Genomic DNA, 26,963 nt, shown 5'->3' on the forward strand with positions numbered 1-26,963 from the left:
CTCTACAGGGGATAGGCCGCGAGAGGGCGATTCGGTTGCGGCGATCCGCCGCGGGCCTCGCGTGGGGGAGGATGGGGCCGATGGCCCTGTCCTCGATCGAGCCGGCCGCGCTCGTGCTCGTCGCGATCGCGTGCAGCCTGGCCGGCCAGCTCATCTACTGGCGCCTCTACACCCGGGAGCGCGAGAAGGCGCTCGCGGAAGGGCGCCACACCGTGCGGTCGTGGCCCGGCACCGAGATGCGCGCGCGGGCGCTGCGAAGCCCGGCCTTCGTGGGCCTGTGGATCGCCGCGCTCACCCTCCTCGGCGCTGCCGGCGTCCTGATGCTCATCGGCTGACTGCCCGCGTGAGCCTCCCCCCGCCCGGGGCACCCTGTCGGACGTGAGCCTGATCGACATCCGCCGCCTGTACGTCGAGCCCGGCGTCGAGGACTGGGCGCGCGGGCGGGAGGTGCTGGCGCGCTACCCGGACGCCGAGCGCATCGAGGTGGCCTCCCACCAGAACATCCCCGAGCTGCACGGCAACCCCGGCGGGGTGCGGGACTGGGTCCGCAACAAGCGGCAGGTGCTGGTGCTCGGCGAGAAGAAGACGCTCCAGGCGCGGGTCAACGGGCGGTCGGCGGACTGGATCGCGCCGTCGACGTCCAACGGCTGCGCGATGGCGTGCGGCTACTGCTACGTCCCGCGGCGCAAGGGCTACGCCAACCCGATCACCGTCTTCGTCAACATCGAGAAGATCACCGGCTACCTCGCCCGCCACGTGAAGCGGCAGGGTCCGAAGCCGGCGCCGAACCAGTGCGACCCCGTCGACTGGGTCTACGACATCGGCGAGAACGGCGACTGCTCGGTCGACGCGATGGTGAGCGAGAACGTGCGCGACCTCGTCGACCTGTTCGGCGACCTGCCGGGGGCGAAGGCGAGCTTCGCGACGAAGTACGTCAACCGCGACCTGCTCGACTGGGACCCCCGCGGCGGCACCCGCATCCGCTTCTCCCTCATGCCCGAGCGGACGGCGAAGCTGCTCGACCTCCGCACCTCGCCGATCGCCGAGCGGATCGCCGCGATCGACGACTTCGTCGAGGCCGGCTACGAGGTCCAGCTCAACTTCAGCCCCGTCGTCGTCCACGAGACCTGGGAGGCGGAGTGGCGCGAGCTGCTGCGCCAGGTCGCGGACGGGGTAGGCGAGCGGGCGAAGCAGCAGCTGGCCTGCGAGATCATCTTCCTCACCCACAACGCCGGCCTCCACGAGGTCAATCTCGGCTGGCACCCCCGCGGCGAGGACTTGCTCTGGCGTCCCGACCTGCAGGAGGGCAAGACCAGCCACACCGGGCAGGAGAACGTCCGCTACCGGGCCCGCTGGAAGCGGGTCTGGATCGACCGTCTCGTCGCCATGATCGACGAGGAGCTGCCGGAGTGCCGGGTCCGCTACGCGTTCTGAGGTGGCACCGGGTTCAGAGCTCCCAGCGCACCTCGTAGCGTCCGGCTAGCTCGTCGGTCAGTCGCCGCCGGATGCGGTCGCCCTGCCTGCGCAGGGACGCTGTCGGGATCGAGGAGTGGGCGGGCCACTCGAGGAGCTGACGGGACCAGTCGTCGATCTCAGCCGCTAGCGAGTCGCTAAGCCCGAGGACGTCGCGCAGCCACCTCGTGTCCGACGGCAGCGGCCCCTCCTCGGTCCACAACGGCCCGTCGTAGTCCCAGAAGGCGCGGATGACGGTCCCGGGCACCCAATCCTCCAGGGTGTCCTCCGGCCCTCCGGGCTCCGTCACGTCGTCACCGCCTCGCCCTCAGGAGTAGCGGTGGTTCTTGGCCGAGTGCCCCTTCTCCCGGGTGCAGGTGCGGCCGTTCATCGACTTGTGGCCGCACAGCTCGTCGGCGTCGGTCCCCGCGCCGGCGCTCTTGTCGGCGGTCGTGTCGGCGGCCGCCAGAGGCGGAGCGACCGGCGGGCGGGTCTTGGAGCCCGCGGGTCGTGCGGCCGGTGCCGACTGACCGAAGCGGGTGGCGGGGATGCCGGTGCTGCCCTTGGCCAGGCGCTCGGCGTACTTGGCCTCACGCATGGCGCGGAGGGCGGATTCCTTGCTCATCGGGTGATCACGTGACGACCCTAGGAGCGACCACCGACAACGCCGCCACCGCGGGCCCCGTCACCAGGGGACGACGCCCGCGTCCTCGAAGAAACCGCCGGTCGGACCGTCGTCCGGCAGCGTCGCGAGGCGGATCGGCGTGGCGGCGCCCTGCTCGACCGTCCGGTGGCCCTGGAAGCCGTTGAGGTCGGTCGCCACGTAGCCCGGGCACGCGGCGTTGATGAGGATCGGGGTGCCGGCGAGCTCACGGACGTACTGCAGCATCACCGCGTTCAGGAACGTCTTCGACGGTGAGTACGCCGCCGCGACGGGCCCGGCCTGGCCGTCGACGGCGGCCGCGGACTGGCGGGCCAGGGAGCCGACACCGCTGGAGACGTTCACGATGCGCGGCGAGGCCGACTCGCGCAGCAGCGGCAGCACCGCGTTGGTCAGGCGGATGACACCGAGGACGTTGGTCTCCAGCACCGTCCGGATGGTGTCGAGGTCCACCACGGTGGGCTCCTGCGGCATCGTGCCGGTGATTCCCGCGTTGTTGACGAGGACGTCGAGCCCGCCGCGCTCGGCCAGCAGCGCGGCCGCGGCCCGGACGCTGTCGTCGTCGCTCACGTCGAGGGGGACGGCGAAGACGTCGAGGCCCTCGGCCTCGAGCTCCGCGACGGCCCTCGCGCCGCGCTCGGCGTCCCGGGAGCCGACGCCGACCGTCAGGCCGAGCCGACCGAGACCGCGGGCGATCTCGAGGCCGATGCCCTTGTTGGCGCCGGAGATGAGTGCCGTCCGGCCGGAGAAGTCCTGGGTCTGTTCCTGGTGCTGTGTCATGCCCCCAGCGTTCGCCGCCGGGGCCCGCACTCCAACACCACCTGGATCGCCATCCATACCCGGGCGGTATCGGTCCGGTGGCAGAGTGGAGGCATGGAGACGCGGGAGCTGCGGTACTTCGTCGCGGTCGCCGAGGAGCTGCACTTCGGCCGCGCCGCCGAGCGCCTCGGCATCGCGCAGCCGCCGCTCTCGCGGGCCATCGGCCAGCTCGAGCGTCGCCTCGGCGCGCAGCTGCTCGAGCGGACCAGCCGCTCGGTGAGCCTCACGGACGCCGGGTCGGTCCTGCTGGCCGAGGCCCGCGCCGCGCTGGACGCCGTGGCCGCGGCGGAGCGACGTACGCGCCGGGCGGCGCAGGCCCCCAGCGGGCGGGCCGGGCTGGTGCTGGGGTCGAAGGCCGGGGCGGCCAACGAGCTGGTCGCGAAGCTGCTGGCCGCGTACGCCGTCGAGCCGGACGCCGTCGAGGTCGACGTCCTGCTGCTCGGCCCGGGCCAGCAGGAGCAGGCGCTGCGCGACGGCCGCGCCGACGTCGCGATCCTGCACGCGCCGTGGGACGACGTGGCCGGCTTCGACACCGAGGTCCTGGTCGTCGAGGACCCAGCGGTCCTGGTGCAGGCCGGCCACCCGCTCACCGCCCGCGACGCCGTCGACCTCACCGAGCTGCCGGAGGCCGTGGGCGTGCCGGCGCCGCGGTGGCCGGACCGCGAGGGGCGGTACGCCGAGGGGCCGGGCCCGGAGGTCCACGACGTCACCCAGCTGCTGCAGCTGATCGCCCTGGGCCGCACCTATCTCGTCGCGCCGGTCTCCGCGGCGACGCTGGCGGGGGAGGGTGTCGTCGCCGTCCCCGTGACGGGAGCCCCTCCGGTGACGACCCTGCTCGCGTGGCCACCGCAGAGCCGGTCGGTCGCACTGGCGCGGTTCGTGCGGGTCGCCACCCTCAGGTGAGGGTCCGGGCGCCGACGACCCTCAGCAGCTCCATCCGCGACGCGGCCTCGGATCCGGGGGCGACCGTGTAGACGACGATCCGCAGGTCGCTGCCCGGCGCTGTGAGGACGTCGCAGTCGAGGTCGATGGGTCCGACCGGGGTCGCCGTCGCCGTCTTCCGGCTCGACCGGTGCCGCGCGACGTGGGCCCGCTCCCACCGCCGCTCGAAGGCAGGGGACTCGCGGCGCAGCCGGGCCACGAGGCCGGCGAGCCTGGGATCGTCCGGGTAGCGGCCCAGCGCCTCACGGAGGTCCGCGGCCAGGTCGTCGGAGAACTCCTCGTCGTGGGCGGCGTCGAAGACGATCGTGCGGGGCTCGCCCAGGAAGTGCAGCAGCGCGACGTTGCGGTCGCCCGGCGGCCGTTCGGAGGGGTCACCGGTCAGCGCCGCCCACATCGCGTTCCACCACACGAGGTCCCACGCGGCCGAGAACACCGCGGCGGGGACGTCGGACAACCGGTCGACGACCCGCTGGACACCGGGCCCGACGTGCTGCGACACGGCGCCCGTGGCGGGCGGTGCCTGGCCAGCCACGCGGTAGAGGTGGTCCCGCTCGTCGTCGGTCAGGCGCAGCGCCCGTGCGAGGGCCGCGAGCACGGACGTCGAGGGGTGGGTGGCGCGGCCCTGCTCGAGGCGGACGAGGTACTCCACGCTCATCCCGGCGAGCCCCGCCAGCTCCTCCCGGCGCAGGCCGGGCGCCCGGCGTCCCGGACCGGGCGGCAGTCCGACCTCCTGCGGCGTCACCCGGTCGCGCCACGACCGCAGCACCGCTCCGAACTGGTCCACGGCTCCAGCATGCCGGGATCCCCCGACCCGTGGGTGGCCCTGACGGGGCCTACCCTCGACCGCCCCGCCGGGCGGACGCTGGACCCATGACCACGACCCTGATCACCGGAGCCAACCGCAGCCTGGGCCTCGAGACCGCCCGCCGCCTCCTCGAGGCCGGCCACACCGTGTACGCCGGGATGCGCGACCCCGCGAGCGGCGACGCCGTACGCCGCCTCGGCGCGCAGGTCGTCACCCTCGACGTGACCGACGAGGAGTCGGTCCACGCCGCGATGGCGGCGCTGCCCGAGCTCGACGTCCTCGTCAACAACGCCGGCGTGCTCGGCACGTCGTACGACGTCGAGGACCTCGACGCCGCGGCGATGACCGCGGTGCTGGACACGAACGTCACCGGCATCGTCCGGGTCACCCAGGCGGCGCTGCCCCTGCTGCGCCGCTCCACCAACCCGGTGATCGTCAACGTCGCCTCGGGCGTCGGGTGGCCGCGCTGGCTGACCGACCCCGAGCACGTCGAGGTCAACGTGAAGGCGGTGCCGTACGCCGCGTCGAAGGCCGCGGTCATCGCGCTGACGGTGCAGTACGCGAAGAACCTGCCGCAGATGCGGGTCAACGTGACGGACCCCGGCTACACCGCCACCGACTTCAACGGTCACAGCGGGCCGCAGACCGTCACCGAGGGCACCGACGCCACCGTCGCCCTCGCACAGGTCGGGCCCGACGGCCCGACGGGGGAGTTCCACGACCGCCACGGGCGCATCGCCTTCTAGCTGCGCCCGCCCGCGCCCGCCTGCTCACGCCGCGGCGGTGTCCGGGTTCGGGTGCGGGGAGTCCCGAGCCGACCTAGGCTCGGACCGCGATGGACCTCGGGGTGCTCGACAAGAAGGTGTGGACGTGCGCGGCGCTGACGCTCGTGCTGGTGGCGTCCGTGTCGCTGGGCGCCCTGGACGACGGGCCGGGCTGGGACACCGCGTCGTACGCCTGGTGGCCGGTCGTCGGCGTGGCCGCGGCGATGCACGTGGTCGCCGGAGCCCGGTGGCGGACGGTCGTCCTCGCCGTCCAGACGCTGGCGATGGGCGGGGCCCTGGCCCTCCACGGCGCCGTCCCGTGGTGGGGCGGTCTGCTGGGCAGCGTGGTGGTCACCGCGCCCGCTCTGCTGTCGGCGGCGGGGCTGCGGCCGGGGGGTGCCGCGCTGCGGCGGTTCGCCGACAACGAGGTCGACGCCTACCACGGCGTGACCGCGCTGGCGGGTCTGCTGTGCGGGGTGCTCGCCGTGCTCGCGGTCGCACTGACGGGCACCGCCGAGCCGAGCCGTCTGCCCCTGGTCGGGTTGATCGTGCTGCTGGCCGCGACGACGTCGCAGCTCGTGGTGCTGCCCCTGGCGCTGGGCCGACTGGGCTCCGTGCCCTGGCACGGCGGCGAGCTCTGGGGCGAGCGCCTGCTGCTGGCGGTGATCACCGGCGTCGTCTTCGTGCCGGTCTCCGCCGAGCCCCTGGCGTTCCTGCTGTTCCCGGTCCTCGGGTGGGCGGCCCTCCGCGCGCAGGCGCTCGAGACCTACGTGCAGGTGCTCGTGGTGTCGCTCGTCGTCCTCGCCGCGACCGTGTCGGGCCGGGGCCCGTTCGGGGACGTCGGCAGCGCCCCGGCCATGTCGGCGCTGGTCGTCCACCTCTACATCGCCTCGCTCTGCTACCTGCTGCTGCCGCTCGCGATCACCGTGCGCCGGCTGATGGTGGTGAGCGGCCAGGCGACGCGGGCCGCGACGACGGTGAACCGGATGCTCGACTCCGCGACCGGCACTGTCTTCCTCGCCACCGACCGTCACGGCGTCATCACCCACGCGAACACCGGCGCCGAGCAGGCCCTCGGCTTCCCTGCGCCCGACCTCGTCGGCCGGGAGACGGCGTACCTGCACTCCGAGGCGGAGGTGCAGCGTCAGGCGGCGTCGCTCGGGGTGGAGGAGGCCGACCACCGAGCGGCGTACAACGCGACCGTCCAGGCGCAGATCGCGAGCGACTCCGGCCGCGACTGGGAGGTGGTGCGCGGCGACGGCAGCACCCGGATGCTGTCGCTCCACATCAGCGTGATGACCGATCCGGGTGGCCAGGTGGTCGGGTACATCGCGAGCGGCGAGGACATCACCGAGCGGCTCCGCGCCGAGTCCGCGCTCGAGGCGGCGTTCGAGCGCGAACGCGGCTCCGTCGTCGCGCTGCGGCAGGCCGACCAGGTCAAGCAGGAGCTCGTCTCGACGGTCAGCCACGAGCTGCGGACGCCGATCACCAGCATCACCGGATTCGCGGAGATGCTCGCGGACGGCGTGCTGGGCGACCTCGATCCGGACCAGGCCGACGCCGTACGCCGCATCGAGCGCAACAGCGCGCGGCTGCGCGACCTGGTGGAGGACCTGCTGACCCTGTCGGCCTCGGAGACCGGCGCCGCCGTCACGACGCTGGTCGCCCTGGACCTGCGCGAGGTCGTCCACTCCGCCCACGAGGCGGTGTCGCGCCCGCTCTCGCAGCGGGGTCTCGAGGTGCAGGTCCGCGTGCCCGACGGGCCCGTGGTCGTCCGCGGTCACGCCCCGACCCTGGAGCGGGCCGTCATCAACCTGTGGAGCAACGCCATCAAGTTCACGCCGGACGGCGGGTGCGTCACGGTGACCGTGGACGAGCGGTCGCCGGGCACGCCGGGTGGACGCGGTGTCGTCACCGTCGCCGACACCGGCATGGGGATCGCGCCGGAGGACCAGGAGGCCGTCTTCACCCGCTTCTTCCGGACGACGGCCGCGGGGGAGCGCGCCATCCAGGGCACGGGCCTCGGCCTCAGCATCGTCGCCCAGATCGCCCACCAGCACGGCGGCGAGGTGACGCTCGACTCCGCGCCGGGCGCGGGGACGACGGTCGAGCTGGCCGTCCCGCTCGCGGACACCGACGCGTAGGGACTGCCCTCACGCTGGTCGAGCAGTCCGCGAGCCGACCACAATGTGGTCGAGCAGCACGCGAGCCGACCACAAGGTGGTCGAGCAGCACGCGAGCCTTGGCGAGCGCGCGGCGTCGAGACCACCGCGACCGACGGACGACCTAGATCGCGCAACCGTCCGGGCCGCAGGCCCCGTCCGCGTCGCCGCCGACCGTCTGCAGCGTCGGGTGGCTCTCGCTCCACGCCTGGTCCAGCAGCTGGCCGAACACCTCGACGGGCTGCGCCCCGGAGACGCCGTACTTCCGGTCGACGACGAAGAACGGCACGCCGGTCGCGCCGTACGCCCGCGCCTGGGCGACGTCGGCGGCGAAGTCCTCGGCGTACTCCTGCGACGCGAGCACCTCCCGCACCCGCGCCTCGTCGAGCCCGACCGCCACCGCAGCAGCCGTGAGGACCTCGTGGTCGCCGACGTCCTCGGCGCGGGTGAAGTACGCCGCGAAGAGCGACTCGGCGAGCTGACGCTGCAGCGCGGTGCCGCCCGTCTCGCGGGCCAGATGCAGCAGGCGGTGCGCGTCGACGGTGTTGGTGTGCACGTTGTCGTGCAGCCGCATCTCGAGCCCCTCGGACGCCGCCAGGTCGATGAGTTGCTGCTGCATCTGGCGCGTCTCGTCCTCGCTGCGCCCCAGCTTGCGCGCGAGCGCCACCGACGTCAGCTCGTGCCCGTGCTGCGGCGCGCTCGGGTCGAGCTCGAACGAGCGGAACACGACCTCGACGTCGCCGGCGTGCTCGAACGTGTCGAGGGCTGCCTCGAGCCGGCGCTTGCCGACGAAGCACCAGGGACACACGACGTCGGACCACACTTCGATCTGCATGTGCGGTACAACGGCGACCGGCCCGAGCTTCATCCCACCGTCGTGCAACTGCTCCGCGGTGGCGCAACTGGGGTTCGAGAGTCTTGCCGCACGGCCGAAAAGTCGCTGGCGGCGGAACCACGCCGGTCTGCGACGCGCTTGGATCGCAGAAGATGCGGGCGGTCAGCGGGCAGGTTTGTTCGGTCCACGCGGATGGTCTGCTTACTGCGGTGGTAGCAATGGCCACCCAAGCGTAGGCAGGCGACGGCGGTTGTCGCGTATGCGCGCTACCCCACCGGTCGGGGGTGCTGGGATTCTCGTGCCAGGTGGACCGAGTTACCTGAAAGGCTCGGCATCGGTGGAAGATGCTCGGACTGGTGCATGTGCTCAATCTGGTTGAACTGTCGGCGGTGCTCGTTATCGTCCGATTATCGGATGCCCAGCGAAGGGATCGAACTTGACGACGGCCGAGCAGGGCGGGGCTGACCCCCGGAAAGTGTTCGTAATCCACGGCAGGAACGAACCTGCCCGCCGGGGGCTTTTCGCGTTCCTTCGATCGATCGGGTTGGACCCAATCGAGTGGTCCGAGGCCATCGCAATGACCGGCAAGGGATCGCCCTACATCGGCGATGTGCTGAACGTGGCCTTCAGCGCTGCCCAGGCCGTGGTGGTGCTCCAGACCCCGGATGACGTCGCTCACCTACACGAGTCCCTGACCTACCCGGGCGACCCGGAGACTACCCCGCAGATGCAGCCGCGCCCGAATGTGTTGTTCGAGGCGGGGATGGCGCTGGCGCGGAACGAGGATCGAACGATCATCGTGGAGCTAGGGCAGGTCAAGTCGTTCAGTGACATCCACGGCCGCCACGTTGTACGGCTCGACAACAGCGTCCCGAAGCGCCAAGAGTTGGGGAATCGACTGAAGACAGCTGGCTGCGCGGTGCGACTGGATGGCACCGACTGGCATGAGGACGGGGACTTGACTCCTCCGGCGCCGCCCGGCGGAGGCCTTCCTCTAGGCCGCAAGCTGCCGTCGTCCCAGGCGACGGGACAGCCCCGGCTGGCCGTGACTCTGAATAGATCGGGTAAGACGGCCGAGCGCATGACTATCACCAACCACGGGCCGGGAGACGTCTACAACCTGGACTTCGAATTGCCCGACGACCGCGAGGGCACACGGGAGTGGCGCGAGGAAGGGTTCCCGGTGCCGAAACTGCCGTCGGGAAAGTCCGTGACCGCCGCCCGTATTCTCATGTTTGGCTCGCACGTCCCGGCGTACTTCACTGTCTTACTGACCGGGAAAACGGCCGACGGCACCGAGGTGCGGCAGGAGGAGTTCGTCAGTGGACGATGAGTTTCAGATCGAGGTCCGCATCGACATCCCGTCCGACTCGGACGGTTTCATCCGGCGTGAGTGCCCAAACTGCATGCTGCAGTTCAAGTGGCATGACGGTCCGGCCAGCGAGGAGGCCGAGCAGCACGTAGCCCCCGACTCGTATAGCTGCCCGCTGTGCGGACAGCCCGCGGCGCTCGACTCCTGGAACACCGAGGCGCAGGTCGAGCTGGCGCAACAAGCAGCCATGCCCCAGGTCATGGGCATGGTGAACGACGAACTGGCGTCCATTTTCCGTGGCGTCAAAGGACTGACTTACGAGCCAGGCAATGATGTAGCCGCGGACGAGTCCGTGCCGCTTACTGAGCCGGACGACATGGTTATCGTCGCTTCACCCTGCCACGGCTACGAGCCCGTCAAGATCCCCGAGGATCACATCGGCCCGCTGTACTGCCTCGTCTGCGGCTCGGCATTCGCCGTGTAGGCGTCCAGTTCGGTTACGGACCCGTCGCGCAGGAGCGCTGGATCAGACGCCCTCGGCCAGGGCGCCAGCACCCGCAGCCGGCTGACAGACGCGCGTGAGGAGCCCCCGCTCGCGCGTGACGCGCAAAGGGCCTTGCGGTCGCGCCGGAGCGTGCCGTGGGCGTATGACAGCCGCGCCTGTCTGGGCGGTATGACTCGCGGGATTGCTACTCCGCGTCCGACCCGAACGTCACGGACAGCGTCTGCTGCTCGCCGTCCCGGTCGACCACCACGTCGGCGGTCTCGCCCGGGCGGAACGCGTAGACGGCGGCGATGAGGCCGTTGGAGCTGATGACGGGGATGTCGCCGAGGCGGGTGATGACGTCGCCCTCCTCGATGCCGGCCTCCTCGGCGGCCTGGCCGGACTCGACCTCTGAGACGAGGGCGCCGCTGGGGACGTCCTCCTCGGTCAGCTCGTCGTTCGTCGCGACGCCGAGGCGGGCGTGGGTGGGGGTCTCGCCGTTGCGCATCTCCTCGACGATGTCCTTCACGTCGTCGACGGGGATGGCGTAGCCGATGCCGATGCTGCCGAGGTCGCCGCTGCCCTCGCTGCTGCGGGCCAGCTCGATCGAGGAGTTGATGCCGATCAGCTCGCCGCCCATGTTGACCAGCGCGCCGCCGGAGTTGCCGGGGTTGATGGCGGCGTCGGTCTGGATGGCGCCGTACACGCTGTTCTGGTCGGGGTCCTCCACCGACGGGATCACGATCGGACGGCGCAGCGCGGAGACGATGCCCGCGGTGACGGTCGACTGCAGGCCGTACGGCGACCCGACCGCCACCACGGCCTGACCGACCTCGGTGGCGTCGGAGGATCCGACGTCGATCACCGGCAGGTCGCTCATGCCCTCGGCCTTGATGAGGGCGGTGTCCGTCGCGGGGTCGGTGCCGATGATCGTCGCCGGCGCGAGCGTGCCGTCGTCGAACGAGATCGTCAGCGAGCCGCCCTCGGTGTTCGCCGAGGCGATGACGTGGTCGTTGGTGAGGATCTCGCCGTCCGAGGTGAGGATGATCCCCGAGCCGGAGCCCCCGCCGCCCTCTCCGTCGCGGGCGTCGATCTTCACGACGGTCGGCAGGACCTCGCTCGAGACCTGGTTGACGGTGACGATGTCGACCGGGTTGACGCCGGACAGGTCCACCTCGTCGGTGTCGACAGTGCCGCCGCTGACGATGTCGTCGACCTCGTTGCCCGGCTTGATGTTGTCCCACGCCGCGGCGCCGCCGACCCCGCCGAGGAGGCCCAGCACGAGTGCTCCGGCCAGCAGGCCCGCGCCGAGACCCTTGCCGCGGCCGCTGCTGCGCCCGGAGTCCGGGCGGTGCCCCGACGGCGGCTGCGCCGGGGGAGCACCCCACTGCTGGGGTGCCTGCTGCTGGGGCGCCTGTTGGGGCGGGTAGCCCTGCTGCGGGTAGCGCGCCGTCTGCTGCACGCGGCGACCGGCGTACTGCCCCGGCTGTTGGCCGCCGTACTGCTGCGGCTGCTGGGGCTGCCACCCCTGGCCGGGCTGCTGGCCGGGCTGCTGGGGTTGCGGCGGACGCTGCTGGTCGCTCATGGCGCACATCATCACCCAGATGCGGTCGCGCGAACCCCATCTTTCGCCTGCGGACTGTCAGGCCGAGGGCGTGGCTACCGTGGCGAGATGAGGGTCGGGACGCTGCTGCTGGCCAACGCGTTCCTGCTCGCGGCGATGGTGGTGGCCTACCGCGCGTCCCGGCGGCCTGCCGGGGCGGCGACCCGCCCCGACCCGACGTCCACCCGTACCGGACGGCGGCTGCTCGCCGCGGCGCTCGTCTGCTTCGCCGCGCACCTCGTCGTGCTGGGGGTCGAAGGGCTCTGAGGGTGGGGTCTCGACGAGCTTCCGGGCGGCGATGAGTCCGGGGCCGTACGAGGGTCGGTGAGGGCAGAACCCCACGACAGGAGACGACGATGTCCTTCCAGGCCTACCTCGACGGCACGGAGAAGAAGACCGGGCGTACCCCGCAGCAGATCCTCGACCTGATCGAGGCGCAGGGCTTCGGCCCTGAGTCGAAGGCCGGGGACGTCCTGGCGTTCCTGAAGGCGGAGCTCGACCTCGGGCGTGGGCACGGGATGCCGTTCGTGCACGTCCTCAAGAACGGCCCCACCATCAGCGACAAGCACGTCGGGACGACGGGGAGTCACCGCGACGAGTCGACCGCGCTGAGGCTCGACGGCATCGCCGCACGGCGGGCAGGCTGAGCGCCATGTCGCTGCCGAGGCCCTACCCGCCCCCGACCTACCACGGTGAGGGCGGCGAGGCGAGCGCGTGGATGCGCCGCAGCGACACCCCGCCCGACCTCGGTCGCCCCGACGTCGGCACGTGCGAGTACCTCGCCACCGGCGACCAGACCGAGGGCCGCTTCGGGCTCTACCGCTGGACCTTCGGCGACGCCGAGTCCGGGCCCGACCCCCACTTCCACCGCACGATGTCGGAGCACTTCTACGTGCTGTCCGGCGAGGTCCGCCTGTACGACGGGGACACGTGGGTCACCGCCCGGCCCGGGGACTACCTCTACGTGCCCGAGGGCGGAATCCACGGCTTCCGCGGCGCGGACCGGGCCTCGATGCTGCTCAGCTTCGCTCCGGGCGGGCCCCGCGAGCTCTACTTCGAGACCCTCGCCCGCCGCGAGCCGATGACGGCCGACGAGTACACCGCGTTCCTCGCCGAGCACGACCAGTACATGGTCTGAGGCTCACCACGTCCAGCGGACGCCGAACGCGCCGGGCCCGATCCCGGCGGCGGTGTGGTGCAGCCCGCCACCGGGGTCGACGTCGACGCTGCGGACCTCCTCCGCGTGGCCGGCCTGCCGCTGGTACGTCTCGCACGAGCTCGGCAGGCACTCGGGGTCGAACCGCACCCACAGCAGGACGTCGCGGACCGACCTCACCAGGTACTGCTCGTAGCGCAGGGCCTCGGTCCCCTCGCCGAGGCGCGGCAGGGCGAGGTCGTGCTCGACGACGACCGTCTCGCCGACGTCGAGCGGACGGGGCAGCAGCACCTCCCACACCGCGACGCCGGCGGACAGGTCCAGGATCGACCGGCCCACGCGCCCGCCGCGCAGCGACAGCAGCCGGGGCGCCTCGGGAAACGGCATGCCGTCGTTGGTGAGCAGGATCGGCAGGGTCGCGACCTGCGCCCTGACCGCCCGGAAGAGGAACCGCGAGGCCTGGTGGGTCATCTCGCGGTCGCAGTCGACGTCGACCGTCGAGTGGACGCTGACCTCGACGAGACGGTCCTGGGAGTCGAGGAGCCCCAGCGAGCCGAGGTGCTCCGCGACCGGTCCCGTCAGCGCGGGGACGTCCAGGAGCTCGTCGTACGACGTCCGCTCGCGCACCGGACCCGACCGCCGCGACGGCCCGAGCCACCGCGACAGCTCACCGGTGGCCAGGCCGAGCACGCTCTCGAGCTCGTCCACGACCTGCCGCGACAGCGGGCCCTCGGGCCGCCTCTGCCCGGAGCGCCAGTAGCTCAGCGCGCCCACGCTGACCGGGACGGCGCGCTCGGCGAGGCGGGCCTGGATGCCCAGCAGCGACAGCCCGGAACGCTCGATGGCCCCGGTGAGGGCACGCGAGAACCGCGTATGAACCCCGGGATCACCGTCCATCACGACCCACTCTGCCAGCCGGGGTGTACCCAGACAGCCCGTTCTTCACACTTGTTGGCCCGTGCACGTGAAAGAGGGGTCGGTACCGTGGTGCACGGCTCGGCAGCGAACCCGGGGGGGAGACGCTGCCGGGCCGGGCTCGGCCCGTCGGCACCCCGTGACCGTCGGGTCGGGCCCTTGCTCCCTCGGCCCTCGTCGACCTAGACGGGCCGGCCGGGCAGGGACATCTCGAGCCGGGCCCCGCCGATCGGTGACGCGGAGGCCGTGGCGGTCCCCGAGTGGCGGTCGACCACCTGCCGCACGATCGCGAGGCCGAGGCCGGACCCCGGCATCGAGCGGGACTCCTCGGAGCGCCAGAAGCGCTCGAAGACGTGGGGCAGGTCGTCGGGGGCGATCCCCGGCCCCTCGTCGTCCACGCGCAGGGTGCCCTCGTGCAGCGTCACGCGGACGACGCCCCCGGTCGGCGACCACTTGGCGGCGTTGTCCAGCAGGTTGAGGGCGGCCTTCTCGAGGCCGTCGGACTCCCCGCGCACCAGCCACGGCTCGAGCGAGACCTCGAAGCGGACGTCGGGCGCGCGGCGTCGGGCGCGGACGACCGCGCGGTCCACGACCTCGGCGAGGTCGACGGTCTCGACCACGGGCGGGAGCGGCTCGTCGCGGGCCAGCTCGACGAGGGCGCCGACGAGGGTGGTGAGCTCCTCGGTCTGGGCGCGCAGGTCGTCGAGCAGCTCCTCGCGGGCCTGCGGCGGCAGCCCCCCGGCGGCGTCCGCCTGGGCCAGCAGGTCGACGTTGGTGCGCAGCGAGGTCAGCGGCGTCCGGAGCTCGTGGCCGGCGTCGGCCACCAGGCGGCGCTGCCGGTCGCGGGAGGCGGCGAGAGCGGCGAGCATCTCGTTGAACGACCGCGCCAGCCGTGCGATCTCGTCGTGGCCCTCGACGGGCAGGGGCCGCAGGTCCTCGGTGCGCGCGATGCGCTCGACCGACCAGGTCAGACGCCGCACCGGGCGCAGGCCGTTGCGGGCGACGCCCCAGCCGGACAGGCCGGCGGCCACGACACCGGCCGCACCGATCAGGCCGAGCACGATCGCGAGCTTGCCGAGCACCTGCTCCTGGGGGTCCAGGCTCGACGCGACGACGACCGCCTCGCCCGGGCCGCCCGGGACGGCGGCGACGCGGAGCCGCTGGCCCGACGAGTCGACGATCGTGCGGACCGAGGAGTCGCTCTGACGGTTCGCGACCGCGAGCTCGGGCCCGCCCAGCGGCAGCGGGCCGAGGTCGTCGGTCAGGGTGGCCCGGCGGTCGGTGGTGACGAAGACGATGCGGACGTCGGAGGCGCCCTGCGCCCACGGCGGCAGCGCCGTCGCACCCGCCAGCTCGGAGTAGACCCGCCCGTCGCTGACCTTCCCGGCCCGCTCGAGCAGGCTCGAGTCGAGGGTGCTCTGCATCTGCGTGCGCACCGTGACGAACGCCGCGGCGGCCATGAACGCCACCGCGAGGCCGACGGCGAGGGTGGTGAGCAGCAGGACCCGGCTCGCCAGCGAGCGGCGGTAGTGCCACCGCTTGGCGACCAGCCCGCCGAGCCCGCCGTGCCCGCCGAGCCCGCTGTGCTGCTGCTGGTCGACCGGGCGGGCGGGGGCCGACACTCAGGCCTCCCGCAGGACGTAGCCCACGCCGCGCACCGTGTGCAGCAGGCGGGACTCGCCCTCCGCCTCGGTCTTGCGGCGCAGGTAGCCGACGTACACCTCGAGGGAGTTGGCCGTGGTCGGGAAGTCGTAGCCCCAGACCTCCTCGAGGATGAACGCGCGCTCCAGCACCCGCCGCGGCCGGCGCATGAACAGCTCGAGCAGGGAGAACTCGGTGCGGGTCAGCTCGATCGAGCGTCCGGCCCGGGTGACCTCGCGGCTGGCGACGTCCATCGTCAGGTCGGCGAAGGTCAGGGTCTCGTCGAGGTCCTCCTCGCCACCGGCCGCCGACCGGCGACGCAGCAGCGCCCGGACCCGCGCCAGCAGCTCGGCCAGCGCGAACGGCTTGGTGAGGTAGTCGTCCGCCCCGGCGTCCAGGCCCTCGACGCGGTCACCGACGGCGTCGCGGGCGGTGAGCACCAGGATCGGGACGTCGTTGCCGGCGGTCCGCAGCGCGCGCGTCGCCTCCAGCCCGCCCAGGCGCGGCATCATCACGTCCATCAGGACGACGTCGGGTCGCACCCGGGCGATCCCGGCGAGGGCCTCGGCGCCGTCCCCGGCGGTGGCCACCTCGTAGCCGTTGAACTCCAGCGACCGGCGCAGCGACTCCCGGACCGCCTTGTCGTCCTCGACGACCAGTACGCGCGGCGTGTCCACGGCCTCATGGTGCCGGACACGCCTGAGGGTCCGCTGAGAGCGCGGCGCGGCCGCAAAAAAAGTCAGACATCTGTTTTCAGAAGTTTTTTTGCCGAACCGATGACAAGCCCCCCCGCGGCCTGCCTACGTTCACCTCGTCACCGGTGGCTCGGACCGGGGACCGGCGTCCTGGGGAGCCCGGACGCCGGGATTCGGAAGGACACTCGGTTGCGACGCGCCAGCAGGTTCCCCAGCCACCCCTCGGGGCGGCGCGACTGGTTGCCGCTCCGCGGACGTGCCCTGCGCCGACGCGTCGCCACGACGGTCGTCCTCGGCCTGCTCGCCGCCGGGCTCGGCGTCGTCACCGTCGCCGTCGCTCCGCCGCCGCCCGCGGCCGCCGCCGCCCCCCTGGACTGCGGCAGCGTCTACGCCTTGCGCGGGCAGAGCCCGCGGGACATCTGGTCGGTGAACACCGGGACCGGCGGCCTCACGACCGTCGGCACCTTCGACATCGCCAACGCCACCGGCAACCTCAACGGGCTCGGCATCACGGACGACGGCAGCGCCGTCTTCGGTGTCCTGCCCGCGAACAGCGGCACCGGCCGCACCGTCTACCGCCACCTGCGCTCGACGGAGGCGACCACGGCGCTCGGTGCCGGGGTCGCCGGCGCCGAGGTCACCCACGGCGCCGTCAACCCGGCCAACAACTTCTACTACTACGGCGGCTTCTCCAACGTCGCCGGCGGGACCGCGACCCTCAGCGTCTACGGCTTCAACACCGTCACCAACACCTCGATCGGCCTCGTCGCCCGCGGCACCGTCCCGGCCGGCGGCGCCAACGGCGACTTCGCCTTCGACCAGCTCGGCCGCCTCTACGTCACGGGCGGCGCCGCCGGCACGAACGTCCTCACGGCGATCAACGAGGCCATCCCCACCACGGCCCAGGCCACCCCCGTCGCGCTCACCGGGTCCCGGTTGTCGACCATCACGACCCCCAGCGACCAGGCCGTGAACGGCATCGCGTTCGCGGGCAACGGACTGCTCTACCTGGCCAGCCAGCAGCAGCTCTTCGAGGTCCAGCCCGGCACCGGGACGGTCCTCAACACCCGGACCCTGTCGACCGCGGCCGCCAGCGTCGACCTCGCCTCGTGCGCGCGACCGAGCACGATCGTCGTCCGCAAGAGCTTCCCCCAGGGCCGTGCCGCGGCGGGCGACCAGGCCACGGTGTCGGTGACGGGCGCCAACCTCGGGTCCGGGAACAACACCGGCACCACGCAGGGCAACGAGACCGGCGTCCAGGACCAGGTCGCGGCGGAGTACGCCGGCCCGGTCCTCGGGACCTCCGGCACGACCTACACGATCAGCGAGTCCGGCAGCGGGACGCGGGAGGCGTCGACCAGCCAGAACGGCTACACGCGGGCGTGGAGCTGCGTCAACGTCAGCGCCGGCAACGCGGTCGTGGCCAGCGGCACCGGCGCCAGCGGGCAGTTCACGATGCCGGCCAGCGGGTCCGCCGGCGCCAACGTGGTCTGCACCTTCACCAACACCGCCCAGGTCTCGGCGATCACGCTCGACAAGACCGCGGGCACGCCGAGCGGCAACACCGCGGGGTCGACCGTCCGCTACGACTTCGCGGTCACCAACTCCGGCACGGTGCCGGTCTCGAACGTCACCGTCACCGACCCCAAGGTGGGGCCCGTCACCTGCGGCACCGGCACGCTCGCGGTCGGTGCCACCCGCACCTGCACCTCGGTGACCTACACCCTCACGCAGGCCGACGTGAACGCCGGACGGGTCGACAACACCGCCTCCGCGTCGGCCACGGCCACCGGCCTGCCCAACGCCACGGCCAGCGACTCGGTGAGCACCACCATCACCCAGGCGCCGTCGCTGGCGCTGACGAAGCGGGCGGGCACGCCCGTCGACGCCAACGGCAACGACCTCGTCGACGCCGGCGACCGCATCGCGTACACCTTCGACGTCCGCAACACGGGCAACGTGCAGCTGACCGGGCTCGCGATCAGCGACCCCAAGGTCGGCGCGACCACCTGCGACGCCACGTCCCTCGCGCCCGGTGCCACGACCACCTGCCGCACCACCGCGGCGTACACGATCACCGCCGCGGACCAGACCGCCGGCGCCGTGGACAACACCGCGACCGCGACGGCCAGCTCGCCCGGGGGCGCCTCCGTCACGTCGAACCGCAGCTCGACCTCCACCCCGATCACGGTCCCCAACCCCGGCCTGACCCTCGACAAGCAGGTCGGCACCGTCACCGACACGAACGGCTCCGGCATCACCGACCGGGGCGACACGATCGCCTACCGCTTCGTCGTCACGAACTCCGGCAACGTGCGGGTGACCGGGCTGGTCATCAACGACCCGAAGGTGGGCGCCACGACCTGCCCCGTGACGGCCCTCGCCGTCGGGGCCTCGACCACGTGCACCACCACCACGCCCTACGTCGTGTCCGCGGCGGACCAGACGAACGGAGCGGTCGCCAACACGGCCACGGCGAGCGCCACCGCCGCGGGCGGCGGGACGATCACCTCGCCGTCCGACACCACGCGCACGAGCGTCACCACCCCGGCGCCGTCGCTGGCGATCGACAAGCGCGGCGCCGCGCCCGTCGACCGGAACTCCTCGGGCCTCACCGACGCCGGCGACACGATCCGCTACGCCTTCACGGTCACCAACACCGGCAACGTGCCGATCTCCGCCGTCGCGGTCGCCGACCCGCTGCTGGCCCGCCAGGCCCCCGCGATCACCGTCGGCTGCGCCTCCACGACGCTCGCCCCGGGCGCCTCGACCGAGTGCACCACCAGCCGCGCCTACACCGTCACCGAGGACGACGAGACCGCCGGCCGGGTCGTCAACACGGCGACGGCCACGGGTCGCGACCCCGACGGCGGCTCGGTGCAGTCGGCGTCGGACTCCGTCACCGACACCGTCACCCTCCCGGCGCCCGACCTCACCCTCGACAAGCGCCTCGGTGAGGTCGTCGACGTCAACGGCTCCGGCATCACCGACGCCGGCGACGAGGTCGACTACGTCTTCGTGGTCACCAACACCGGCAACGTGCCCGTCCGCTCCGTCGCGATCGACGACGACCTGGTCGGCGCGGTGACCTGCCTCGACGTGACCCTGGCCGTCGGCCAGCGCACCACCTGCACCACCGACACGCCGTACGTCGTCACCGCCGACGACGAGCGCGCCGGCGTCCTCACCAACACCGCGACCGCCACGGGCGACGACCCCGACGGGGGCGACGTCACCTCCGACCCCGACACCGTCAACGTCCCCACCACCGCGCAGTCGGCCGTGCTCAGCCTCACCAAGCGCGCCGACGACCCGGTCGACGTCAACGACTCGGGCCTCACCGACGCCGGCGACACCGTGACCTTCCGCTTCACCGTCACCAACGACGGCAACGTCCCGGTCCGCCAGGTCACGATCACGGACCCCCGCGCCCCGCCCGTCACCTGCCAGGGCACCCAGCCGCTCCGCCTCGCCCCCGGGGCGTCGACCACCTGCGTCACCGACCGCCCCTACGTCATCACGGAGGCTGACGAGGCCGCGGGTGCCGCCGTCAACGTCGCCACCGCGAGCGGGATCGACCCCGACGGCGACCCCGTCACCTCCCCGACCGCCTCCGCCACCGTCGCCCCGGTCGTCGCCGGCGCCCCGGCCGTGACCATCGACAAGCAGGTCACGGACCCCGTGGACGTCAACGGCTCCGGCCTGACCGACGCCGGTGACACCCTCACCTTCCGCTTCGTCGTCACCAACACCGGCAACGTCGGCCTGCGCCAGGTCCGGGTGGACGACGACCTGCTCGCCGCCGGCGTCACCTGCCCCACCGGCCGCCTGCTCCCCGGCGCGACGCGCACCTGCACCGCACCGGCGTACACGATCACCGAGGCCGACGAGGCCGCCGGCGCCGTCGACAACGTCGCGTCCGCCCGCGCGGTCGACCCCGACGGCGCGGCGGTCCGCTCCGCCACGGACGCCACCAGCACCCCGGTCGCCACCCCGGCCCCGGCCCTGCTGGTGGACAAGACGGCCGGCACCCCGGACGACCGCAACGGCTCCGGCCTGGTCGACGCGGGCGACCGGATCACCTACTCGTTCACGGTCACCAACGACGGCACCGTGCCGATCACCGACGTCGCGATCTCCGACGCGCTGCTGGCCGGCGCGGGCACCGGCGTCACCTGCCTGACCCGCGCCCTGGCCGTGGGGGCGAGCACCAGCTGCACCGCGGACGCGCCGTACGTCGTCACCGCCGCCGACGAGCGCGCCGGCGCGGTGACCAACACCGCCACCGCCACCGGCCGCGACCCCGACGCCGGACGCGTGGTCTCCCCGGCGGACGGCACGCGGACGCCGACCACGGTGCCCGCCCCGTCCCTGCGGTTCGGCAAGACCGCCGGCACCCCCGTCGACGCCAACGGCAACGGCCTCGTCGACGCCGGTGACCGGGTCCCCTACCGCTTCACCGTCACCAACGACGGCAACGTGCCGGTGGGCTCCGTCGCCGTCGTCGACGACCTGGCCGGCCCCGTCACCTGCGGCCGCACCCGGCTGACCCCGGGCCAGACCACGCAGTGCGAGGCCGACCGGCCGTACACGATCACCCCCGCCGACCAGACCTCCGGCGAGGTGGTCAACACCGCCTCGGCGACCGGCACCGACCCGGACGGCGACCGCGTCGTCTCCGGGACCGACACCACCCGCACGCCCGTCGCGACCGCGGCCCCCGGCCTGTCGATGACGAAGACCGCGGGCCGCCCCCGCGACCTCAACGACTCCGGCCTCGTCGACGCCGGGGACGAGATCGACTACACCTTCGAGGTCACCAACACCGGCAACGTCCCCGTGCGGGTGCTGCGGATCGACGACCCCACCGTGGGCTCGGTCGCCTGCGACGTCACCGTCCTCGCCCCCGGCGAGAGCACCGGGTGCGAGACCGTCACGCCGTACGTCGTGACCGCCGACGACGAGGAGGCGGGCGAGTACCGCAACAGCGCCACGGCCGTCGCCGAGGCCCCCGGCTCCGGCACGATCCGCTCCGCGGCGTCCTCCACCACCACCTCGGTCGTCGAGCCGGACCCCGCGCTCGTCCTCGAGAAGTCCGCCACGACGACCGACCTCAACGGCTCGGGCACCACCGACGAGGGTGACGAGATCCTCTACACCTTCACGGTCACGAACACCGGCAACGTCCCGCTCGACGACCTCGCCGTCGAGGACCCGCTGCTCGCGGGCCAGCCCACCCCGATCGGCGTCACCTGCGACGCGACGCGCCTCGGCACTTCCCCCGCGACGAGCTCGACGACCTGCACCGCCGACGCGCCGTACGTCGTCACCGCCGCGGACGAGGTCGCCGGCCGCGTCACGAACCTCGCCGACGCGACCGCCGTCGACCCCGACGGCGGCCCGGTCACCTCACCGGACGACCGCACCGTCACCCGCACCACCCTCGGCGACGCCGAGCTGGACGTCGTGAAGTCCGCGACCGTCACCGACGTGGACGACTCCCGCATCACCGACGCCGGCGACGAGATCGCCTACACGTTCGTCGTCACCAACACCGGCAACCTCACGATCACCGACGTCACCGTCGACGACCCGCTCGCCGGTGCGGTGACCTGCCAGGCCACCGAGCTCGCCCCGGGCGAGGACACCACCTGCACCGCCGACGAGCCGTACGTCGTGACCGCCGACGACGAGGACGCCGCCCGGGTCACGAACACCGCGACCGCCCGGGGCACCGCCCCCGGTGTCGGCGCCGGACCTCGCGCCGACGTCGCCTCCGACCCCGACACGGTGAACGTCGGCGTCACCGAGCAGGCCGCTGTCCTCACCCTCCGCAAGACCGCCTCCGACGTGGTCGACGTCAACGACTCGGGCCTCCCCGACGCCGGTGACGAGATCACCTACACGTTCGAGGTCAGCAACGACGGCAACGTCACGGTCCGCGACCTCCGCATCGTCGACGACCTGCTCACCGACTCCGACCCCGCGGTCGCCGTGACCTGCGACGAGCCGGTCCTCGCGCCCGGCGCGCGCACCACCTGCACCGCGGACGGCCCGTACGTCGTCACCGAGGCCGACGAGGACGCCGGCGAGGTCGTGAACACCGCGACCGCCGAGGGCACCGGGCCGCGCGGCACCGTCACCTCCAACGAGGCCGTGGCCACCAGCGAACCCGTCATCGACGGCGAGCCCGCCCTCGCGATCGAGAAGCGGGCCGGGACCCCGGTCGACGTCAACGACTCCGGGCTCGTCGACGCGGGCGACACCGTGGCCTACACCTTCCGTGTCTCCAACACCGGGACGGTCCCCGTCCGCGGGATCACCGTCACCGACGACCTCCTGCCCGGCGGCGTGACCTGCCCGCAGGCGCGCCTCGCCGCCGGTGGCGCCATGACCTGCACCGCGGCGCCGTACACGATCACGACGGCCGACGAGGGCACCGACCTGGTCAACACCGCGCGCGTCCGGGGCACCGACCCCGACGGCGCCCGGGTGGACGGCGGCCCGAGCAGCACCACCACGCCGGTGGCGGTCCCCGCGCCGTCCCTGGCCGTCGACAAGCAGGCGGGGGACCCCGTCGACGTCAACGGCTCCGGCCTCACCGACGCCGGCGACACCATCGCCTACCGCTTCCTCGTCGAGAACACCGGCAACGTGCCGGTCACCGTCCTGAGGGTCGTCGACCCCCTCGTCGGTGACGTGGCCTGCGAGAACGTCACGATCCCGGTCGGCCAGACCTTCGAGTGCCTGCCGCTCGCGCCGTACACCGTCACCGCGGACGACGAGCAGACCGGCAGCGTCACCAACACGGCCTTCGCGCGCGGCGAGGACCCCGACGGCGACCGGGTGCGCTCCGAGGAGGACAGCACCGAGACCGCGGTCGACCTGCCCGTCACCGGGCTCACGCTCACCAAGACCGCCGGCACCCCGGTCGACCGCAACGACTCCGGCCTGGTGGACGCCGGGGACACCGTCGGCTACTCCTTCACGGTCGTCAACGACGGCACGGTCCCGCTGCGGGACCTCACCGTGTCCGACCCGCTGCTCGGGGCGGTCACCTGCGAGGCCGACACCCTCGCCGCCGACGGCGGCAGCACCACCTGCACCGCCGACGAGCCGTACGTCGTCACCGAGGGCGACGAGCAGGCCGGCGAGGTCGTCAACACCGCGACCGCCCGCGCAGCCGACCCCGACGGCGACACCGTCGCCGACACCGACGTCGCCACCGTCGAGGTCGCCACCCCGGCCCCCGCGCTGGAGCTCGAGAAGACCGCGGGCACCCCGGACGACGTCAACGGCTCCGGACTCGTCGACGCCGGCGACACCGTCCTCTTCACGTTCACCGTCACCAACACCGGCACCGTGCCCCTGTCCTCGCTGAGGGTCGACGACCCGCTGCTGGCCGCCGCGGACATCGACGTCACCTGCGACGCCACCGCCCTCGCCGTGGACGGCGACGCCGCGAGCACCACCTGCACGGCCGACGCGCCGTACGAGATCACGACGAGCGACCAGCTCGCCGGGCGCGTGCTCAACCGCGCGACCGCGAGCGCGCTGGACCCCGACGACGGCGACGTCGACTCGGAGCCGGACACCACGCGCACCCCCGTGGCCACCCCGGCGCCCGCGCTCGCCCTCGAGAAGGACGCCTCGACCGAGGACGTCAACGACTCCGGCCTCGTCGACGCCGGGGACCTCGTCACCTACACCTTCACCGTCACCAACGCCGGCGACGTGCCCCTCGCCGACCTGGCCGTCGACGACGGGCTGCTGTCCTCGCAGGACCCCGCGATCACCGTCTCGTGCGAGCAGACCGAGCTGGCCCCCGGCGACGACACCACCTGCACCGCGTACGCCGCCTACGAGGTGAGCGACGCGGACGTCGACGCCGGTGTGCTGACCAACACCGCCACCGCCACCGCGACCGCGCCGGGTGTGGGCCGGGGCCCCCGTCCCGACGTGACCTCCGACCCCGACTCGGTCAACCTCCCGACCACCCGCCAGGCCCCGGTGCTGACCCTGGACAAGGTCGCCGCCGACCCCGTCGACGTCAACGGTTCCGGCATCACCGACGCGGGCGACACCATCGCCTACACCTTCACGGTCACCAACGAAGGCAACGTGCCGGTCGCGGCGATCACCGTCGACGACCCCGTGCTCGACGACGCCGACCCGGCCGACCCCGTCACGTGCACCCCGGACCGCCTGGCCCCGGGGGAGCAGGCCACCTGCGCGCCGGCCAGCGACTACGTCGTCACCGCCGCTGACGAGCGGGCCGGACGCGTCCTCAACGTCGCCACCGCGCGGGGCGAGGACCCCGACGGCGACCCCGTCGCCTCGAACGAGGACTCGACGACCACGCCGACCGTCCGCCAGAACACCGTCCTGTCGCTGACCAAGACCGCGGGCGACGTCGTCGACGTCAACGGCTCGGGCCTGCCCGACGAGGGCGACACCATCGCCTACACCTTCCGGGTGACGAACGACGGCAACGTGCCGGTCACGGGCGTCACCGTCGCCGACCCGCTGCTGGGCGAGGTCGTCTGCCGCCCCTCGGCCCGTCTGGCCCCCGGCGCCGTGGCGACCTGCGAGTCCGCCGCGCCGTACGTCGTCACCGCCGCCGACGAGCGGGCCGGTGAGGTCGTCAACACCGCCACCGCCACCGCGACGGGCCCGGACGGTGCCGACGACGTCGTCACCTCGCCGCCGGCGAGCACCACGACCCGCGTGGTCGAGCCCGTGCGCAGCCTGTCGCTCGAGAAGACCGCGGCGGACCCCGTGGACGTCGACGAGTCGGGCCAGACCGACGCCGGCGACACCATCGCCTTCACGTTCCGGGTCACGAACACCGGCACGGTCCCCGTCACGGACGTCGCCGTCTCCGACCCGACGCTCGCGGCCGTCGACCCGCCGATCACCGTCACCTGCGACGCCGACGAGCTCGAGCCCGGCGCGGCCACGGACTGCGCCGCCTCGCGGCCCTACGTGGTCACCGCCGACGACGAGGCCACGGGCGAGGTCACGAACACCGCCGTCGCCAGTGCCACGGCGCCCGGGGTCGGCACCGGCCCCGCCCGCCAGGTCACCTCGCCGGAGGACTCGACGACGACCCCCGTCGTCGCCCCGGCGCCTGACCTGGTGATCGAGAAGGCCGCGTCGGTCCGCGACGTCAACGGCTCGGGCCTCACCGACGCCGGTGACGAGATCAGCTACACCTTCACGGTCGCCAACGAGGGCAACGTGACGCTGCGGCGCGTCCGGGTCGACGACCCGCTGCTCGCCGGCGCCACCCCGCCCGTCACCGTCACCTGCGAGCGAAACCGTCTCGTCGCGGGCGACACGACCACCTGCGCCGCCGACGCGCCGTACGTCGTCACCGAGGCCGACGAGGCCGCCGGGTCCGTCGACAACGCCGCGACCGCCCGCGCGGTCCGCGGACCGGCGGACACCCCGGTCGCCTCGGAGGCCGACGGCACGTCGACCACGGTCACCGCGCCCGTCACCGGCCTCACGCTCGTCAAGGACGCCGCGGCGCCCGTCGACGCCAACGACTCGGGCCTGACCGACGCCGGCGACACCGTCGCCTACTCCTTCACCGTCACCAACGACTCGAACGTCCCCGTGACCGGCCTCGTCGTCGACGACGAGCTGCTCGCCGGGCTTGCCCCGGCGACCACCGTCACCTGCGAGGACACGACCCTCGCGGCGAACGGCGGGACGACGACCTGCAGGGCCGACGCGCCGTACCGCATCACCGCCGCCGACGAGGACGCCGGCGAGGTCGTGAACACGGCGACCGCGACGGCCACCGACCCCGACGGCGACGACGTCGTCTCGCCGGAGGACACGACCACCACCCCCGTCGTCGTCCCGGCGCCCGCGCTGGGCGTGGAGAAGTCCGCCGACGCGGTGGACGTGAACGGTTCGGGGGCGATCGACGCCGGTGACACGATCGCGTACTCGTTCGTGGTGACGAACGAGGGTGACGTGCCGGTGAGCGGTGTCGGGATCGACGACGAGCTGCTCGCGGGGCTCGTGCCCGCCGTGGGTGTGACCTGTGAGGACACCGCCCTGGCCGTGGGTGCCTCGACGACCTGCGCGGCCGACGGGCCGTACGTCGTGACCACCACCGACGAGCGCGCCGGCTCCGTGGACAACGAGGCCACCGCCGTCGGGCTCGACCCCGACGACGAGGCCGTGACCTCGCCGACCGACGTGACGTCGACCCCCACCCGCGTGCCCGCGCCGTCGTTGGAGATCGACAAGTCGCTGCCCGCCGGCGGGATCGACGACGTCGAGGGCGACGGCATCGTCGACGCCGGCGACACCCTCACCTACGCCTTCCGGGTGACCAACACCGGGAACGTGCCGGTGACCGACCTGGTCGTCACCGACGCGATGCTCACGGACGCCGACCCGGCCGTCACGGTCGAGTGCGCCGCCGACGCCCTGCAGCCGGGGGAGTCCACCACCTGCGAGCAGTCCGCGCCGTACGTCGTGACCGCCGCGGACGAGGACGCCCGCGCCGTCACGAACTCGGCCACCGCCTCGGGCGCCGCGCCGGGCGTGGGTGAGGGCCCGCGGGTGGACGTGGTCTCCGACCCGGACACGGTGCGGGTGCCGGTGACGGCCGAGGCGGACGTGCTGACGCTGGACAAGCGGGCCGCGGAGCCGGTCGACGTGAACGGCTCCGGCCTGGTCGACGCGGGCGACACGA

At 73.1% G+C, this 26,963-nt stretch carries 20 protein-coding genes; 11 read left to right on the plus strand and 9 right to left on the minus strand.

Annotated elements, in window-relative coordinates; translation table 11 throughout:
• The first annotated feature begins 80 nt into the window (after positions 1-80).
• Positions 81-335 (plus strand): hypothetical protein, encoded by a 255-nt coding sequence (locus tag MJ876_RS15805; RefSeq protein WP_240237731.1) that lies wholly within the window; start codon positions 81-83, stop codon positions 333-335.
• Between the two features lie 43 nt (positions 336-378).
• Positions 379-1,434 carry a spore photoproduct lyase family protein gene (locus MJ876_RS15810; RefSeq protein WP_240237733.1) on the plus strand — a complete coding sequence of 352 codons (1,056 nt, stop codon included), beginning with the start codon at positions 379-381 and terminating at the stop codon, positions 1,432-1,434.
• Positions 1,435-1,447: 13 nt separating this feature from the next.
• On the opposite strand, the gene MJ876_RS15815 is transcribed toward MJ876_RS15810, so the two are convergent.
• From MJ876_RS15815 to MJ876_RS15825, 3 genes are read right to left on the minus strand one after another with little or no spacing between them, the layout of a single operon-like run.
• Complete coding sequence (locus MJ876_RS15815; RefSeq protein WP_240237735.1) at positions 1,448-1,762, minus strand: hypothetical protein; 315 nt, start codon at positions 1,760-1,762, stop codon at positions 1,448-1,450.
• 18 nt (positions 1,763-1,780) lie between these two features.
• Positions 1,781-2,077, minus strand: a complete 297-nt coding sequence (locus MJ876_RS15820) for a hypothetical protein (RefSeq protein ID WP_240237737.1) — start codon at positions 2,075-2,077, stop codon at positions 1,781-1,783.
• A 60-nt stretch (positions 2,078-2,137) separates the two neighbouring features.
• Entirely contained in the window at positions 2,138-2,893 is a 756-nt protein-coding gene (locus tag MJ876_RS15825; RefSeq protein WP_240237739.1) for an SDR family oxidoreductase, read from the minus strand.
• Between the two features lie 93 nt (positions 2,894-2,986).
• On the opposite strand from MJ876_RS15825, the gene MJ876_RS15835 reads away from it, so the two are divergent.
• A complete protein-coding gene (locus MJ876_RS15835; protein ID WP_275695080.1) occupies positions 2,987-3,835 on the plus strand; it encodes a LysR family transcriptional regulator in 849 nt (282 codons plus the stop codon).
• On the opposite strand, the gene MJ876_RS15840 is transcribed toward MJ876_RS15835, so the two are convergent.
• Positions 3,828-4,658, minus strand: a complete 831-nt coding sequence (locus MJ876_RS15840) for a helix-turn-helix transcriptional regulator (protein ID WP_240237741.1) — start codon at positions 4,656-4,658, stop codon at positions 3,828-3,830. The two genes, MJ876_RS15835 and MJ876_RS15840, sit on opposite strands and share 8 nt — an antisense overlap.
• 86 nt (positions 4,659-4,744) lie before the next feature.
• On the opposite strand from MJ876_RS15840, the gene MJ876_RS15845 reads away from it, so the two are divergent.
• Positions 4,745-5,425: an SDR family NAD(P)-dependent oxidoreductase gene (locus tag MJ876_RS15845; RefSeq protein ID WP_240237743.1), complete on the plus strand. Its 681-nt coding sequence runs from the start codon at positions 4,745-4,747 to the stop codon at positions 5,423-5,425.
• A gap of 89 nt (positions 5,426-5,514) precedes the next feature.
• Positions 5,515-7,587: an ATP-binding protein gene (locus tag MJ876_RS15850; RefSeq protein WP_240237745.1), complete on the plus strand. Its 2,073-nt coding sequence runs from the start codon at positions 5,515-5,517 to the stop codon at positions 7,585-7,587.
• A gap of 142 nt (positions 7,588-7,729) precedes the next feature.
• Here the strand turns inward: MJ876_RS15850 and MJ876_RS15855 are convergent, their stop codons facing one another.
• Positions 7,730-8,440, minus strand: coding sequence for a DsbA family oxidoreductase (locus tag MJ876_RS15855; RefSeq protein ID WP_240237747.1), 711 nt, complete (start codon positions 8,438-8,440; stop codon positions 7,730-7,732).
• A 475-nt stretch (positions 8,441-8,915) separates the two neighbouring features.
• Between MJ876_RS15855 and MJ876_RS15860 the strand changes: the two genes are divergently transcribed.
• Positions 8,916-9,773 (plus strand): TIR domain-containing protein, encoded by an 858-nt coding sequence (locus tag MJ876_RS15860; protein ID WP_240237764.1) that lies wholly within the window; start codon positions 8,916-8,918, stop codon positions 9,771-9,773.
• Positions 9,763-10,236, plus strand: a complete 474-nt coding sequence (locus tag MJ876_RS15865; RefSeq protein ID WP_240237749.1) for a hypothetical protein — start codon at positions 9,763-9,765, stop codon at positions 10,234-10,236. Before MJ876_RS15860 ends, MJ876_RS15865 begins: the two co-directional genes overlap by 11 nt.
• A 205-nt stretch (positions 10,237-10,441) precedes the next feature.
• Here the strand turns inward: MJ876_RS15865 and MJ876_RS15870 are convergent, their stop codons facing one another.
• A complete protein-coding gene (locus MJ876_RS15870; protein WP_240237750.1) occupies positions 10,442-11,821 on the minus strand; it encodes a S1C family serine protease in 1,380 nt (459 codons plus the stop codon).
• Positions 11,822-11,908: 87 nt separating this feature from the next.
• Between MJ876_RS15870 and MJ876_RS15875 the strand changes: the two genes are divergently transcribed.
• From MJ876_RS15875 to MJ876_RS15885, 3 genes are all read left to right on the plus strand, one after another.
• The gene (locus tag MJ876_RS15875; protein WP_240237751.1) at positions 11,909-12,106 is read left to right on the plus strand and encodes a hypothetical protein; all 198 of its coding nucleotides are present in this window, start codon (positions 11,909-11,911) and stop codon (positions 12,104-12,106) included.
• A gap of 89 nt (positions 12,107-12,195) precedes the next feature.
• Entirely contained in the window at positions 12,196-12,486 is a 291-nt protein-coding gene (locus MJ876_RS15880) for a DUF4287 domain-containing protein (protein WP_240237752.1), read from the plus strand.
• A 5-nt stretch (positions 12,487-12,491) separates the two neighbouring features.
• The gene (locus MJ876_RS15885; RefSeq protein ID WP_240237753.1) at positions 12,492-12,977 is read left to right on the plus strand and encodes a cupin domain-containing protein; all 486 of its coding nucleotides are present in this window, start codon (positions 12,492-12,494) and stop codon (positions 12,975-12,977) included.
• Between the two features lie 3 nt (positions 12,978-12,980).
• Here the strand turns inward: MJ876_RS15885 and MJ876_RS15890 are convergent, their stop codons facing one another.
• The 3 genes from MJ876_RS15890 to MJ876_RS15900 all read right to left on the minus strand — a co-directional run bounded on the left by MJ876_RS15890 (position 12,981) and on the right by MJ876_RS15900 (position 16,228).
• Positions 12,981-13,892 carry a hypothetical protein gene (locus tag MJ876_RS15890; protein ID WP_240237754.1) on the minus strand — a complete coding sequence of 304 codons (912 nt, stop codon included), beginning with the start codon at positions 13,890-13,892 and terminating at the stop codon, positions 12,981-12,983.
• Positions 13,893-14,092: 200 nt separating this feature from the next.
• Entirely contained in the window at positions 14,093-15,532 is a 1,440-nt protein-coding gene (locus MJ876_RS15895) for a HAMP domain-containing sensor histidine kinase (RefSeq protein WP_240237755.1), read from the minus strand.
• Positions 15,533-16,228, minus strand: coding sequence for a response regulator transcription factor (locus MJ876_RS15900; RefSeq protein ID WP_240237756.1), 696 nt, complete (start codon positions 16,226-16,228; stop codon positions 15,533-15,535). It lies immediately after the preceding gene.
• Between the two features lie 207 nt (positions 16,229-16,435).
• On the opposite strand from MJ876_RS15900, the gene MJ876_RS21895 reads away from it, so the two are divergent.
• The coding region (locus tag MJ876_RS21895; protein ID WP_275695082.1) for a hypothetical protein at positions 16,436-26,963 on the plus strand (10,528 nt) is incomplete at its 3' end.

This window comes from Nocardioides sp. CFH 31398 (assembly GCF_022436705.1).
Lineage (GTDB): Bacteria > Actinomycetota > Actinomycetes > Propionibacteriales > Nocardioidaceae > Nocardioides.

What these genes read in the sequence shown, in the direction of transcription:
- MJ876_RS15805 (WP_240237731.1), top strand. Translation starts at nt 81, where the DNA reads ATGGCCCTGTCCTCGATCGAGCCGGCCGCGCTCGTGCTCGTCGCGATC.
- MJ876_RS15820 (WP_240237737.1), bottom strand. Translation starts at nt 2,077, where the DNA reads ATGAGCAAGGAATCCGCCCTCCGCGCCATGCGTGAGGCCAAGTACGCC.
- MJ876_RS15825 (WP_240237739.1), bottom strand. Translation starts at nt 2,893, where the DNA reads ATGACACAGCACCAGGAACAGACCCAGGACTTCTCCGGCCGGACGGCA.
- MJ876_RS15835 (WP_275695080.1), top strand. Translation starts at nt 2,987, where the DNA reads ATGGAGACGCGGGAGCTGCGGTACTTCGTCGCGGTCGCCGAGGAGCTG.
- MJ876_RS15845 (WP_240237743.1), top strand. Translation starts at nt 4,745, where the DNA reads ATGACCACGACCCTGATCACCGGAGCCAACCGCAGCCTGGGCCTCGAG.
- MJ876_RS15850 (WP_240237745.1), top strand. Translation starts at nt 5,515, where the DNA reads ATGGACCTCGGGGTGCTCGACAAGAAGGTGTGGACGTGCGCGGCGCTG.
- MJ876_RS15855 (WP_240237747.1), bottom strand. Translation starts at nt 8,440, where the DNA reads ATGCAGATCGAAGTGTGGTCCGACGTCGTGTGTCCCTGGTGCTTCGTC.
- MJ876_RS15870 (WP_240237750.1), bottom strand. Translation starts at nt 11,821, where the DNA reads ATGAGCGACCAGCAGCGTCCGCCGCAACCCCAGCAGCCCGGCCAGCAG.
- MJ876_RS15875 (WP_240237751.1), top strand. Translation starts at nt 11,909, where the DNA reads ATGAGGGTCGGGACGCTGCTGCTGGCCAACGCGTTCCTGCTCGCGGCG.
- MJ876_RS15880 (WP_240237752.1), top strand. Translation starts at nt 12,196, where the DNA reads ATGTCCTTCCAGGCCTACCTCGACGGCACGGAGAAGAAGACCGGGCGT.
- MJ876_RS15885 (WP_240237753.1), top strand. Translation starts at nt 12,492, where the DNA reads ATGTCGCTGCCGAGGCCCTACCCGCCCCCGACCTACCACGGTGAGGGC.
- MJ876_RS15890 (WP_240237754.1), bottom strand. Translation starts at nt 13,892, where the DNA reads ATGGACGGTGATCCCGGGGTTCATACGCGGTTCTCGCGTGCCCTCACC.